Here is a 12127-nt window from a genome sequence, read left to right on the forward strand (position 1 = left end):
CCAGCCACGTCGAACACGCCCTGGGGCCGGCTCGTCTCTTTGGGATAGGCCCGAATTCGGTGGAGAGACCGGAGCACGGTGACGCTGCTCAGGGTGCGCCGCACGATAGAACATGGTCACGTCACTCACCGTCCCGCTCGCAGTCCTGTTCGGCGTAGCGCAGCAGGACCTCGGTGTGGACCGCGAGACGGAAGGCGTGCTCCCTTGCCGCCTTGAGCCCCTCTCCCGGAGCGGCGTCGCGGGCCTCCTTCGAGCGCTCGATCGCCTCCCGGCAAGCTGACCAGCCCCGGCTTCCGGCTGCGAGCGATTCCAAGTGGAACGAGACATAGGGGATGAGCGTCGTGACGTAGCCGCTGAGCGCCCGCGTGACCGCCGCAAGGGTGTGCGGGTGCGGGTACACCTCCGCCTGCTCCCAGGACTTCGCCGCACGAATGGCCTCGCGGATACGCGTTGAATCGAACCCGGCGCACACAGTCCTGCCCCAGCCGTCGACCACGTCGTCAGAGGCGCCGACAGCAGGAGGGACGGAGAGCGTCTCCCGCCCGACCTCGGACATCCGCCGATGCAGGAACGCCGCACGCACGGCGTCGCCGGGAATCTCTTCGGCGAGTAGGGCACGCACGCGTCCCACCAGCCGATCGTCTTCCAGAGGAGACTCGTTGGCATCGACCGGAACGACTGCGCCGAGCAACCGCATTAAAAGGCCGCGCAAGAACCGCAGTTGCGCGTGTCGCTCGTCCGCGTCTTCGCTGAGGGAGGCAATATCTGCGAAGGCCAATCGGGTCACTTCGCGATGAAGGATCTCCTGCACCGCGAGAGGCGAAGGCCCGGGTGCGAGGGTGGATAAAAGGGTGCTCAAGTTACGGCCCAGTTCTCTGAGCGAGCCCTCCGGCCAGGACACGCCGTCCACTTGCCCACCCCCGACTGCGGGGGCCGAGGTCGTGGTACGAGGCATAAGAGCAACTCCAATAGTGAGATGCGAAGTTGACGATCGGGGTGTCACCTCCGCGGCCCCCAAGGGGGAGCCGCCGAGGCATTTCGAGCCGCCACTCACCGACAAGGGCAGTTCGTTCAGGAGGGACACAGCGCGGCGAGCTACACCGGCATCGTTCAGGGAGTTCGGAGACGCCGGTACCGCCGCACAGGACTCGGTCGGGACGTCCCGGGACGTCCCGCTGTCCGGATCAATTTCGGGGTCAAGCAACCCAACAGGGGCACGCCGTTGAGGCAAAGGCGTTCCGATGCGGCCCTCAGATGGCGATGCTGAGGACGTTGAAGGGGATGAAGATGCAAGTAAGGGATTCATATCGCCCGCGGAGCGTCGCTGGCCCAGTCCAGCTGCCGCTTCAGGCGTGACTGGGGCCATCATGGCCTCCTCGCAGGGACGCGAAAGACGCACCACGTCGTCTTGCCCTCGTTGCTGACGCCCCACTTCCGCGCGAGGACGGCGACGAGGAACAGGCCGCGGCCCGACACGTCCTCGTCGTCAGCGAAGCGCAGTTCGGCAGGCGTCGGGTTGTCGTCAGTGACCTCGATCCGCAATTCGCCGGCGGGATAATGGACCCGGAGTCCCACGTCGCCGGTCCCGTGCTCGACGGCGTTGGTGACCAGCTCGGAGACGGCGAGCACGATGTTCTCGGCCAGTTCGCCGTTCACCTTCCACAGGCCCAGGAAAGCGCGGGTGATCCTGCGTGCCTGGCCGACAACGGCGGCCTCAGAGGTGAGGGCCACGTCGAAGGCGCGCGGCGCCTGCGGCGGCGCCTTTGGGGCAGTCGGCGCGACGGCTGGGGCGGGGCTCATCGAGGGCCTCCCGTGCGGGCGGTGTGGGGGAGCGTGCGGCATGCGGCGTCACTGCGTCGCGTGGCACGCCTCGTTCCGTCGATCACCAGGCGTGTTCGCACAGTGACAAGCGAACACCGTGCGACACCGAAGAGGGAAGGAAGTTTCAGTGAAGTTGACCCGTCAGTAACTACGATTGGGGTGCCGGAGGAACGGAGGGTCCTGACATGCTGGGCGGCATGGCAACTCTTGATGGAAACCCCGTGTCCGCAGACGACTTGCTCCCCCTGGCCCTGACCAACTTCGGTCACTTCACGTCCATGCGCGTCGATGGCGATGGCAGCATCCGGGGCCTGACGCTGCACATGGAACGGCTCGTACGCGACTGCAAGACCGTGTGGGGTGCGGACCTGGACACCACGCTCGTTCGCGAGTACGTCCGCCGGGGCCTGGAAGGGCAGAGCCGTCCGTGCGTCGTCCGAGTCACGATCTACGACCCGAAGGTCGAGATGGGACACCCGGCCAACGCTGACGAACCGCACATCATGGTGTCCGTGCGCGGCGCAGGCGCCCTGCCCCCGGAGCCGCTGCGCGCCATGAGTGTGCCGTACGAGCGCGACCTGCCCGAGGTGAAGCACGTCGGTCTCTTCGGCGCCCTGCACGCCCGCGGGGCAGCGCAGCGCGCGGGATTCGGCGACGCCCTGTTCGTCGGCCGTGACGGTCGCGTGAGCGAAGGCGGCACCTGGAACGTCGCCTTCATTGACGGCAACGGGACGGTGGTGTGGCCGCAGGCACCGGTCCTGCCCGGTGTGACGATGGCCCTCCTCCAGGAGCACGCCCACGGGGTCGAGCACCGCACCGCCCCTGTCACCCTCGACCAGGCCAAGCGCATGGCGGCGGCCTTCGCAACGAACACCAGCATCGGGGTTCGGGCCCTGGCGGCGATCGACGACAAGGAACTGCCGACTGAGCACCCGGTGCTCAGCGCACTCCGTGAGGCGTACCTGTCCATCCCCGGCGAGGCCCTGTAGCCGTAGGGGGCGAGCGTGACAACGGGGGTCACACGGTGGACCGGCCGGGAAGTAGCTCTGCTGCGCGAAGCGCTGCGCATGAACGGCAAGGACTTCGCCGCCAAGGTCGGCATCAGCACCAGGCAACTCGTGAACTGGGAGGGGCGGGGTGAGTCGATCAAGCCCCACCCCAACAACCAGGCCGCGCTGGACACCCTGCTCTCCACATCGTCCCCCGACGCCCAGTGGCGGTTCGCTCAGCTCCTCACCGAGCAGGCCGCGGTGGGGCATCACGAGCGAACCGAGGAGCTGCTGCGTCGCGACCCGCGCACCATAAGGCATCCGGTCGACGGCAAGGTCATGGTGCTGATCGAGGAAGGCATCTACCTGTCCGGCCCTGAGGACACGTCGGTCTGGGTGGACGCGTACCGGATCGACGTCTACCCAACGACCAATCTCGACTACGAGCGGTTCGTCCGCGCCACAGGGCACCGGCCGCCACAGCACTGGCCCGGCCAGCGCTGCCCCAGCGGCCTGCACGATCATCCCGTGGTCTGGGTGACGTGGCACGACGCTGATGCGTACGCTCGCTGGGCGGGCAAGGCGCTGCCCACCGTCAGCCAGTGGGAGAAGGCGGCCCGCGGCCCGAAGGGACGCGCTTACCCTTGGGGCAGCGATCCCACCGCCGCGAAGTGCAATACCGCAGAATCGGGCATCGGCGGCACGACACCCGTCATCCGCTACCAGTCCGGAGTAAGCCCTTACGGGGTTTTCGACCTGTGCGGAAACGTGTGGGAGTGGTGCTCCACGCCGGGAACTGACGGGCCGGACCGGTACCAGTTGAAGGGGTCCGCGTTCAGCAGCCCGTTCGAGCGTGCCGCGCCGGCGCTTGAGAACGCAGCCAACTCCACGATGAACGATAATGACACCGGGTTCCGCTGCATCACGGCGGCGTAGTCCGATGCCAGTGCACCACCCGGCTGTCCCTCCTCTCCCCACGGCTTGTTCCCCGTGCACAGCATCTGTCTGTGCGGTCAACTCCCGTCGGCTGACGAAGAGGTTCGGGTTCATGGTGGTGCTCCCCTGCTGTGGCTCTTGCTGGGCGAAGCGCGGCTAGCAGCATGAGGCCAGCGAAGCCTCTTGCGTCATTGCGTCGTTGAATGAGCGGGTATGCATGAGGCGCATGGACAGCCGGACAGCGGACGCCTAGCGTCTTTAGGCTTGGGCTCTCAGAGCGGAGCGCCAGACGAGCGGGGTACGGCACATGGCACCTGGGCGGGTTCGGTACTGCGCCTGTGGCACGCGGTTGGCGCGTGATAATCACGCGACTCGGTGCGCCGCATGCCTCCGTAAGGACCGACTTCGTGTTGTCGCATCCCCGCCTGTTGTGCCCCCGCAGTTCTGGCAGCAGCCCACCATGAGGGAAGCGCTGAGTAGTTGGCACATGGGTCAGGTGTTCTACGCCTACCGCACGCATCCGTGGCATGGCCGTGTGCTCTCCCAAGAAGCCATGGCGGTATGGCTAGGACTCAATCAGGCGCAACTCAGCCGTATTGAGGGTGGCAAACCTCCGCAAGACCTCAGCAAACTTATGAGGTGGGCGCATAGCCTGCGGATCCCGGCAGACCTACTGTGGTTCAAGTTGCCCAGACCAACACAGGAAGTCTCTACCGAGACTGTTCCTGTAGTCGCACCACCGGAAGAAACGCCGTCCGCTCGTAAAGAGGCTCCGCGGGTCGGCGTGCTGCTGCCGGTCGTTATCCACGGCCGGACAGTGCTGGTGCCGGTAAACGCTGAAACACTTGCAGCGAGCGGTTTGGGCACGCTACTTGGTCACTCGGCGGACAGCACCGCCACGGACGCACGCGAGCGAGACCCAATGAGTCCCATCAACCGCCGAGATTTTCTCAGGACTGGCGTTGCAGCTGCCGCGCTGCCTGGCCTTGGACTGGACGAGCTAGAGCCCGTCGCTGCCGCGTTAGACGATGCCCGCTACTTCGACGGGCCGGTCGTTAGCTACTTCCGTCGTCAACTCGAAAGAGCGAAGCGTGACGATGGGGCGCTCGGCCCCAGAAAGACGCTGCCGGTTATGCTCGGCCTAATGGGCGCGATTGAGGGCCGTGCTCGGGACGTAGCACCGCGTGTGCGCCGTGAACTCCTTGCCGTCGGTGCGGAAGGTGCAGAGTTCGCCGGATGGCTGTACCGAGATATTCAACAGCCCCAGGCGGCCGTCTTCTGGTATGACCGCGCGATGGAGTGGGCACAGGAAGCGAACGACGCAGCCATGCAAGGCTATGTGCTTCTCAAAAAGTCACAGATGGCGTATGACGAGCGTGATGCCCTCCGCATGCTGACGCTTGCCCAAGCTGCCGGCAATGCCCGCTGGCAGCTGCCCGCCCGTGTGCGGGCCGAAGTTACGCAGCAGGAGGCGTTGGGCCGCGCCATGCTGGGGGACCCACTCGACGTGGTACGCGGCAAGTTGGACACGGCACAAGACCTCTTGGACAGCGTTCCCGAGGATGATCCAAATAACCTCGGGGCCTACTTCACCGGGTACACGCGCCTCCTGCGCGATGCAATTACCTACACCGAGGCTGGTAAGCCGAGCCTCGCCGTCGATCTGTTTAGCGATGTACTGAGTACAGGTCGCCTCTCTCACCGCGACACGGGCTTTTTTAATGCGCGACGGGCGGCAGCACTTGCCCTCAGCGGTGAGCCTGACGAAGCTGCGAACGTTGGCAAGGCATCGGCCCAAGTGGCGCGCGAGGTGAAGTCAGAGCGTACAGTGCGGGTCCTCGGTGAGGTACTTCTGACCCTTGATAGGTGGCGCGGCCGGCCTGCGGTTCGTGAGTTCCGTGAGTCGCTTATCGCCTAAGCCACTCGACCACGGTGCGAATGACGAAGGCTTGATATTCTTGGCTTTTGGGGTTCAAGTACTGCGGGTCATCGTGGACAGCAAAACCGTGTTGCGAGCCCTCGACGGGCACGAGCTCAACCGGTGCCGTGAAATGTTTGATGGCTACGCGAGAGGACTCGTACGGCACGAGCGTGTCAGCCGTGCCGTGCACGATGAGCGTTGGTGCCTTAACCTCTCCGAGAACTTCATGGGGCTTAAGCCAAAACACCTCGTTGAGAATGGGTCGCCCGTGGCGGAGCGTTGGTGTGAACTGGAGTGCGCCGCGCTCGTTGAGTTCCTGAGCTGCTTCCTCGCTGATGACGTCATCTGTCCAGTATGGCCGACTGTCGATAGTCCGCCGTTTGTAGTCGAGTTGCGGGTTGAAGAGCACGAGTCGCGTCACTTCGCTCGGTGATTTTGCGGCGTAGTAGGCGCAGATGCCACCGCCGAAACTCGCGCCTAGCAACGTAAATCTTTCGGCCTGTGTCGCTTCTTGGACGTGCGCAAGCATAACGCGAATGTCGTTGAGGATTGTAGAGAGCGTTAGCTCTTCCTGTCGTCCTTCACTCTCGCCATGGCCACGTAGGTCAAACCGGAGCGAGGCGATACCGGCGTTAGCAAAGCCGCCTGCGAGGCGCGTGAAGAAGCCGCCTTCTTCACGGGTGACACCTCCACCGTGCACGAGCACCACGGCCCCCGTCGCCGCTTCCTGGGGACTTACGAGGGTGCCCGTCAGGCGCAGGCCGTCAAGGGTGCGAACACTCACGATGTCAGTCGCCATGAGAGCAATCTTAGTTATCGATCCTCACAGTCAGGCGATGTCGCCGAGGCAGCGGGTGGGAGGCTCGCCGTGGGCGAGGTTGGCGATTGGACCCCGCAGGCCCTGGGGCAGCAGGTTGATGCCGGGCACCTTCTCCAGCTCCACCCATTCCAGCCCGGTCTGCACGTCGTCTTCTGCATGGCCGCCGAGCCGGCCCAGGTCGCCTTCGGGTCGGCACAGGAAGATCGCTTCAACCCGGTGGTCCTCCGGGGCGCCGCCGTGGTGGGCACCGATGTACTCGCGCAGCCACAGTAGGCGCTCGGGCGTGACGTCCAGGCCGGTCTCCTCGTGGACCTCGCGGCGGACCGTGGTGCCGAGGGCCTCGCCGGGATGCTGGCCGCCGCCGGGAAGGAAGTAGCAGTCCTGTCCCTCCCAGTGGGCGCGCTGGAGCAGGACACGGCCGTCATAGAGGACGACGGCCTTGGCCGCGTTGCGCACAGTCGCGGTAATGGGTTCAGCCACGGGGGCTCCCACTCGTGATCGGAGGTTGGGGTGTTTAGCGTTCAGACTTACCGAAGCCGAGGCGGCGTCCTCCGGCCGTGCGCGGCAGAGGGTCGTCGAGATGCGATAACTCGTGTCGCCCTACCGGTAGCGCGGCATCCCCGCAGTGAACATGCTCGATGCCCGCGCGTCCATGCGTCTGGCCCACTAGATTGATCCAAGTGCCGTTGAGGCAGAGTCGAAAGGCTAGGCCATGACTTTGGAGATCAACCCGATCGGGGTAGTTGTCGCGGGCCGTGGAGAGGTTGCCGACGACTATTGGGGTCGCATCGAGTCGGTAATTCAGCTCGATGAGGATGAGTTTCCATTCGACTCTGTGCAGGGCCTGGCGGAATTCTCTCATCTGGTGGTCGTGTGGCACTTCGACCAAGCGTCCCCGAGCGACGTCGAGTACCATGCTCGCAGCCCGCGCGGAAACCCGCAGTGGCCGGCAACAGGCACCTTCGCGCACCGCAACCACCGGCGCCCCAATCAGCTCGCGCAGTCCTTCCCTCGCCTGTTGGGAGTCGACGGCCTCCGTCTGCGGGTGACCGACCTGGACGCCGTGGTGGGTACAAAAATTTACGACCTATCTCCGTTCTTCATTGAGATGGGGCCGCGCGGCCCGGTTCACGAGCCCGCGTGGCCTGGAGAGATGCTGGAGAACTACTGGGCGGAGAAGGGCTGAAAGGGGCGCAGTTCGGCTGGGGTCGGGTTGTCGTGAGTAGGTTTGCCCAGCGGCGATCATTTCCAGATTCCGTTGGCGCAGTGGTCCGGAGGGTGCGTCGGCCCCATCACTCGACCGGCCGGGGTAGATCGGCGGCCAGCAGGCGCTCGTGAAGCTCCCCCAGAGCAGTGCGGTTGCTGTCGAATCGCAGCAGTTCGCTGGCTGCCTTGTAGTCCAGCCACTGCACGGTGGTGTGTTCGTCAGAGAGCTTGATTTCCACGTTGGTCAGGTCCGCAGCGAATGAGTGCTCAGGCACAACGTAGGTTCCCGCCGGCCAACTGTGGCGATCGGCGAAGAATCGTGCGGGGATGCTGGCCGTGGTCTGCAGCGGGTAGAGCGCGACTGTCCGGTCGAGTCCGAGCTCTTCACGCGCCTCGCGGGCGGCGGCCTGCTGTGGGCTCTCACCTGACTCACCGCCGCCGGCTACCGCCTGCCAGACGTCCATGTCCTGGCGGCGGAGAACGGCGAATTCGATCTGCTCGCCGACCCGGCGGAACGGGACGACGAGGATTTGGAATGGTGCTCGGGGCATGTGGTTCTCCTTGGCTAGGAATCGGATGGAACACGAGTCGTGGCGCGCTGATGCTCCGCTTCGTGGAGTTGCCCGCAGTTGTCGTGGATCTTCTCCACTGCACGTACGACATCGGCAAGTTCCGACGGGTCGTCGAGCAGCATGCCCGACCCGGCTGCTTGTCCGAACAGCACCAGCGTGGTGGGCGAAGCGCCCGAGGCGGTCCATGTCGGCGGGTGACCGCCCCGGTGAACAGCGGTCATCGCTTTCGTCTTGGAGGGCAGGATGGAGTGACATCTCGGCCAGACGCCGGTCTCCAGGGCCTCGCGGACCTTGTGAAGCCACCTACGCGGTTGCGGTGGGGAGTTGGTCAGTCCGGCTGCCGCCGGTATCGCAGTCCTGGCGCGCGGTCGAGATCGAGTATGAAGCTGTCGGGCATGGAGGCGCTGTCGTCGGCTGGCGCAGTCGGGAGCGTGAGCCTGTAGCCCTTCGCCGCATACGTCGCGGCCCCGGTGCGGGTGAGACAGTCGTGGGTTCCTCTGCGCCACAGGTAGAGCGAACTCTTGCTGCACGTCAGGCGTAGGGTGCCGGGCACCTCGTCGCACGTGTATGTGCCGAGCGGGATATGCGGCGTGTCGGCGCCGCTCCTGTCCGCGACGGTAGGTGGGGGGCTGGGCTGGTGGTGCAGGAGTTTGGACAGATCGGCTTCGAGTGTGCGAGCGAGTTCGGCGCGGGCAGCGGCAGATACTTGGGCTGCGTCTATGCCGGAGTGATTGGATAGACAGATGACGCGGAGCCCCGCGCGGGTGAGGTGTGCGGCGGCGGAAAAGCCCTGCTCGTGGCCGTAGTGGAAGACGGCCGTTCGGCCGGGCCTCGTGTCGCCATACAGCCCGGGCCCGTACGTGAACGGCGGGTGGTCGCTGGGCCAGTAGTCGACATGGCGCCCGTGCGGAAGTCCGTCGTCGGCTGACTCGTTCCAATCCTCCCAGAGGTATTCGAACCAGCGGTCCAGGTCAGCGGCGGTAGACCATAGGGAGCCGGGGCCGGGCAGTGCGACCGGGCGCTGCTGGTGCTGCCAGCCGTCGGCCGTGACGTGGTAGCTGGCGGCAGCACCGGGGATGACATCGCGAGGATCGGTCTTGAAGCGGGCCGCGGTCATGCCGAGGGGCGTGAAGACCTGCCGGTCGGCGATCTGCTGGAGCCCGGCGCCGTGGACCTGGGTCAGGACCTCCGCAAGGAGGAGGTAGCCGGTGTTGCTGTACAGGAAGCGGCCAGGCTCAACGGCTCGGCGTTGCTGGCGGTAGGCGAGTTGGAGCAGGTCGTCGGCGGTGTAGTGGTCGAGGTCGCGGAAGCCGGCCAGGGACAGCAGAGTTTCGGCGTCCCGGATGCCGCCGCGGTGCCGGATGAGGTCGGCGACGGTCACGTCGGGGATACGGAAGTTGGGCAGGATGTCGCGCACCGGCCGGTCTAGGGCGAGGAGGCCATCGCGGGTAGCGCGTACGCACAGGTAGGCGGTGATCTGTTTGGCGATGGAGCCAGCGTTGAAGGCAGTGTTCTCCCCGATGGGCACGGCGAGTTCGAGACTGGCCGCCCCGGTGTGCGCTTGGACTCGCGGGCCGTCGGCGTGATGAGCCAGCAGGATCACGCCGGGCTGGGCCAGTCGGTCCGTGACTGAGGTCGGGGTGCGGTCGAGGCTCACAGGCCGATCGCCTCGTGGTGGACGGTGTGCAGGCGTCGGCGGAGGTCGGGATCGGTGATCAGGCCGAGCGCGTGGGCGTGGTCGTCGACGGTTCCAGCGAGCAGTCCGCGCTGCTGGTCCAGATATGTGGACAGGAACCGGTGGAGATCGCCGCTGGTGGAGGGCAGGACGCGGGCGGTGTAGATCATGGTGAGGGGGAAGGCGAAGCAGGCGTGAAGGAAGCCGAAGGCGGGCCGCATCGTCCTCTTCCACGGGGAGTAGAACGTGGTCTCCTCGCTGATCTTGCAGGCGGTGGCGGCGAGGGCGTCGTTGAGCCAGTTGTGGCCCGCTTCGTGGATCAGGTCGCGGGCGAGCACGACTGGTTCGTCGACGTGGTCGCAGTAGATCGTGCCGGGCAGCCGGGTGATGGTCCAGCTGTCGAGGGTGTCACCGAGCTTCTTGCGATGCAGCAGGCACAGGACGACGGCGTGGCTGGCGAGCAGACCAGCGAAACCGTGGCGGACGCCGACAGCGTACGCGGCGGCGGCGAGTTCCCGCAGGTCTGGTGGGGCGGGGACGGTGTCGGGACCCAGTACATAGTAGGGGGTCTCGGAGATCGCCGAGCGGGGCATGCGATCCGGGTCGGTCGCGACCACGATACGCGGGCCGATGACGGTGGAGGTGGACAGCGCCGGGGCGTTCGTGTCCGGGTGGGCGCCGTACCAGTCGAAGGTTGCGGTGTCGCGGGCGCGGGCGGCGGTCTCGGCGCCTTCGAGGACGTGGTGAGCCAGGCAGTAGTCGGCGGCCGATTCTGCGGAATCGGGTGTGCCGGCCTGGCGCTGGGCGGCGCATTTGAGGACGGTGCGGATCCGGCGGGTGCGGTCGCGGTGCTGGGCCTCAATGGGGGCGAAGGAGAGGGCAGTGGCGGGAGCGTCCACAGGGCGGGTCCTTCCGACAGCAGCTGGGCCTGGGGCCGGGCCCTTGGCAGGCCGGCCCCAGGAGGTGCTCACCGGCGATGTGCTGCCGGTGTGGTGCGTGGTGTTCAGGCGTTGGTGCCTGCGGGGGCCTCGGTCATCGTGGGGGCCTCGGTGGTCGGCCAGCCTTCGGCGGAGACGCTGGAGGTGTGAGCGGTGGTACGGACGGTGGTGTCGTCGCCGCGCAGGTCGTCCACGGCAGCCAGGAACTCGCTGATCCGGTCGTCGGTCATGAGTGTGCTCGTCCTTCCGATCAGGGGTGATAGGGCGGTGCGCCTTCTGGGGCCAGGTGGTGCGGCGGCGGACGTGCGGTGGGCATCGCGGTCTCCTTCCGGGCGGTGGTGGGTTCACTGGCTGCGCGGGGCCGGCGCGGCGGCGGGGGTGGCCGCCCGGCGCAGGGCGTCGCGCAGCTCGCTTATGGTGGGCCGGTCCTCGGGCGTGGGGGCGAGCGCGGCCGAGATTGGCACGCGCAGATCCGCTGGGGCGGCGTCGAGGCGGGAGTGGCCGTGCCGGGGGATGTCCTCGCACAGGAAGCGGTAGGTCAGGACGGCAAGGCTGAAGGCGTCGGCGGCCGGGGTGGCGCGGTTGTAGGAGGTGGCGTACTCGGGGGGCCAGTGCACTTCCGGGCTGCGGGCGGTGGGGCCGCGTGGGGTGTCGGTGTGGCGTGCGGCGCCGAGGTCGGTGATCAGCCCGTGGCCATCGTGGATGAGGATGTTCTCTTGGTACACGTCGCGGTGCACGATTCCGCGCTCGTGGAGGGTGCGCAGGCCCTCGGCGACGTCCGCCAGGAGGCCCAGCCCGGCAGCCTTCTCGCCAGGGGTGAGAGTCGGGGCGGCGGTGAGATGGGAGCGGAAGTTGCCGCCGGGGCAGAAGGGCATGGTGTACCAGTCGAACCGGTCGGTGCTGCCCTCCTCCAGCAGCGGTACGACGTGCTGAGCGCCTTTGGCGGCGCGGGTGACGGCAATCTCATGGCGAAAGTCCTCGCGGGTCAGGGCCCGTTCGGCTTCCGTCATCTCTGCGTACCAGTAGAAACCGTAGGCGGCCTTGCGGGCGCTTTCGCCGAGTTCGGCCAGGACGTGGTTGCTGCCGAAGCCGGCCTTGAGGACCACCGGGGGCGCATCGTCGTGGCTGGCGAGGACCAGGGTGCTGGCACGGGTGAAGGAGAGAAGGTCGTGGACGTGCCAGCCGTCGTGGCGGAGCTGGTCGAGGACCCAGGCAGCGGGGTGCATCGGGTGCAGGTCCATGGGGCGGC

The 12127-nt window shown here is 66.6% G+C and carries 14 protein-coding genes; 4 read left to right on the forward strand and 10 right to left on the reverse strand.

Going from position 1 to position 12127, the window contains the following annotated elements; translation table 11 throughout:
- Positions 1-121: 121 nt before the first annotated feature.
- Together ACFY1E_RS42990 and ACFY1E_RS42995 are read right to left on the reverse strand one after the other, a co-directional pair.
- A complete protein-coding gene (locus ACFY1E_RS42990) occupies positions 122-811 on the reverse strand; it encodes a DUF6415 family natural product biosynthesis protein (protein WP_389086727.1) in 690 nt (229 codons plus the stop codon).
- Positions 812-1365: 554 nt separating this feature from the next.
- Complete coding sequence (locus ACFY1E_RS42995; protein ID WP_389086729.1) at positions 1366-1800, reverse strand: ATP-binding protein; 435 nt, start codon at positions 1798-1800, stop codon at positions 1366-1368.
- 218 nt (positions 1801-2018) lie between these two features.
- On the opposite strand from ACFY1E_RS42995, the gene ACFY1E_RS43000 reads away from it, so the two are divergent.
- The 3 genes from ACFY1E_RS43000 to ACFY1E_RS43010 all read left to right on the forward strand — a co-directional run bounded on the left by ACFY1E_RS43000 (position 2019) and on the right by ACFY1E_RS43010 (position 5664).
- Positions 2019-2810 (forward strand): aminotransferase class IV family protein, encoded by a 792-nt coding sequence (locus tag ACFY1E_RS43000; protein WP_389086732.1) that lies wholly within the window; start codon positions 2019-2021, stop codon positions 2808-2810.
- A 15-nt stretch (positions 2811-2825) separates the two neighbouring features.
- Positions 2826-3746, forward strand: a complete 921-nt coding sequence (locus tag ACFY1E_RS43005) for an SUMF1/EgtB/PvdO family nonheme iron enzyme (protein WP_389086734.1) — start codon at positions 2826-2828, stop codon at positions 3744-3746.
- 460 nt (positions 3747-4206) lie between these two features.
- A complete protein-coding gene (locus ACFY1E_RS43010; RefSeq protein WP_389086737.1) occupies positions 4207-5664 on the forward strand; it encodes a helix-turn-helix domain-containing protein in 1458 nt (485 codons plus the stop codon).
- Here the strand turns inward: ACFY1E_RS43010 and ACFY1E_RS43015 are convergent.
- Positions 5654-6466: an alpha/beta hydrolase gene (locus ACFY1E_RS43015; RefSeq protein WP_389086739.1), complete on the reverse strand. Its 813-nt coding sequence runs from the start codon at positions 6464-6466 to the stop codon at positions 5654-5656. The genes ACFY1E_RS43010 and ACFY1E_RS43015 overlap by 11 nt on opposite strands.
- 30 nt (positions 6467-6496) lie before the next feature.
- Positions 6497-6967: an NUDIX domain-containing protein gene (locus tag ACFY1E_RS43020; protein WP_389086742.1), complete on the reverse strand. Its 471-nt coding sequence runs from the start codon at positions 6965-6967 to the stop codon at positions 6497-6499.
- Between the two features lie 232 nt (positions 6968-7199).
- Between ACFY1E_RS43020 and ACFY1E_RS43025 the strand changes: the two genes are divergently transcribed.
- Positions 7200-7673: a TrmO family methyltransferase gene (locus ACFY1E_RS43025; RefSeq protein ID WP_389086744.1), complete on the forward strand. Its 474-nt coding sequence runs from the start codon at positions 7200-7202 to the stop codon at positions 7671-7673.
- A gap of 106 nt (positions 7674-7779) precedes the next feature.
- On the opposite strand, the gene ACFY1E_RS43030 is transcribed toward ACFY1E_RS43025, so the two are convergent.
- The 6 genes from ACFY1E_RS43030 to ACFY1E_RS43055 all read right to left on the reverse strand — a co-directional run bounded on the left by ACFY1E_RS43030 (position 7780) and on the right by ACFY1E_RS43055 (position 12119).
- The gene (locus ACFY1E_RS43030) at positions 7780-8244 is read right to left on the reverse strand and encodes an NUDIX pyrophosphatase (RefSeq protein WP_389086747.1); all 465 of its coding nucleotides are present in this window, start codon (positions 8242-8244) and stop codon (positions 7780-7782) included.
- Between the two features lie 14 nt (positions 8245-8258).
- Positions 8259-8486, reverse strand: coding sequence for a hypothetical protein (locus ACFY1E_RS43035; protein ID WP_389086749.1), 228 nt, complete (start codon positions 8484-8486; stop codon positions 8259-8261).
- 107 nt (positions 8487-8593) lie between these two features.
- Positions 8594-9922: a serine hydrolase domain-containing protein gene (locus ACFY1E_RS43040; protein WP_389086751.1), complete on the reverse strand. Its 1329-nt coding sequence runs from the start codon at positions 9920-9922 to the stop codon at positions 8594-8596.
- Entirely contained in the window at positions 9919-10839 is a 921-nt protein-coding gene (locus ACFY1E_RS43045; RefSeq protein WP_389086753.1) for an aKG-HExxH-type peptide beta-hydroxylase, read from the reverse strand. Before ACFY1E_RS43045 ends, ACFY1E_RS43040 begins: the two co-directional genes overlap by 4 nt.
- 104 nt (positions 10840-10943) lie before the next feature.
- Complete coding sequence (locus ACFY1E_RS43050; protein ID WP_340375661.1) at positions 10944-11108, reverse strand: hypothetical protein; 165 nt, start codon at positions 11106-11108, stop codon at positions 10944-10946.
- A gap of 114 nt (positions 11109-11222) precedes the next feature.
- Complete coding sequence (locus ACFY1E_RS43055) at positions 11223-12119, reverse strand: protein kinase (RefSeq protein WP_389086756.1); 897 nt, start codon at positions 12117-12119, stop codon at positions 11223-11225.
- Between the last annotated feature and the right edge of the window lie 8 nt (positions 12120-12127).

This window comes from Streptomyces sp. NPDC001604 (assembly GCF_042893475.1).
GTDB lineage: Bacteria > Actinomycetota > Actinomycetes > Streptomycetales > Streptomycetaceae > Streptomyces.

What these genes read in the sequence shown, in the direction of transcription:
- ACFY1E_RS42995 (WP_389086729.1), bottom strand. Translation starts at nt 1,800, where the DNA reads ATGAGCCCCGCCCCAGCCGTCGCGCCGACTGCCCCAAAGGCGCCGCCG.
- ACFY1E_RS43000 (WP_389086732.1), top strand. Translation starts at nt 2,019, where the DNA reads ATGGCAACTCTTGATGGAAACCCCGTGTCCGCAGACGACTTGCTCCCC.
- ACFY1E_RS43010 (WP_389086737.1), top strand. Translation starts at nt 4,207, where the DNA reads ATGAGGGAAGCGCTGAGTAGTTGGCACATGGGTCAGGTGTTCTACGCC.
- ACFY1E_RS43015 (WP_389086739.1), bottom strand. Translation starts at nt 6,466, where the DNA reads ATGGCGACTGACATCGTGAGTGTTCGCACCCTTGACGGCCTGCGCCTG.
- ACFY1E_RS43025 (WP_389086744.1), top strand. Translation starts at nt 7,200, where the DNA reads ATGACTTTGGAGATCAACCCGATCGGGGTAGTTGTCGCGGGCCGTGGA.
- ACFY1E_RS43030 (WP_389086747.1), bottom strand. Translation starts at nt 8,244, where the DNA reads ATGCCCCGAGCACCATTCCAAATCCTCGTCGTCCCGTTCCGCCGGGTC.
- ACFY1E_RS43035 (WP_389086749.1), bottom strand. Translation starts at nt 8,486, where the DNA reads ATGACCGCTGTTCACCGGGGCGGTCACCCGCCGACATGGACCGCCTCG.
- ACFY1E_RS43050 (WP_340375661.1), bottom strand. Translation starts at nt 11,108, where the DNA reads ATGACCGACGACCGGATCAGCGAGTTCCTGGCTGCCGTGGACGACCTG.
- ACFY1E_RS43055 (WP_389086756.1), bottom strand. Translation starts at nt 12,119, where the DNA reads ATGGACCTGCACCCGATGCACCCCGCTGCCTGGGTCCTCGACCAGCTC.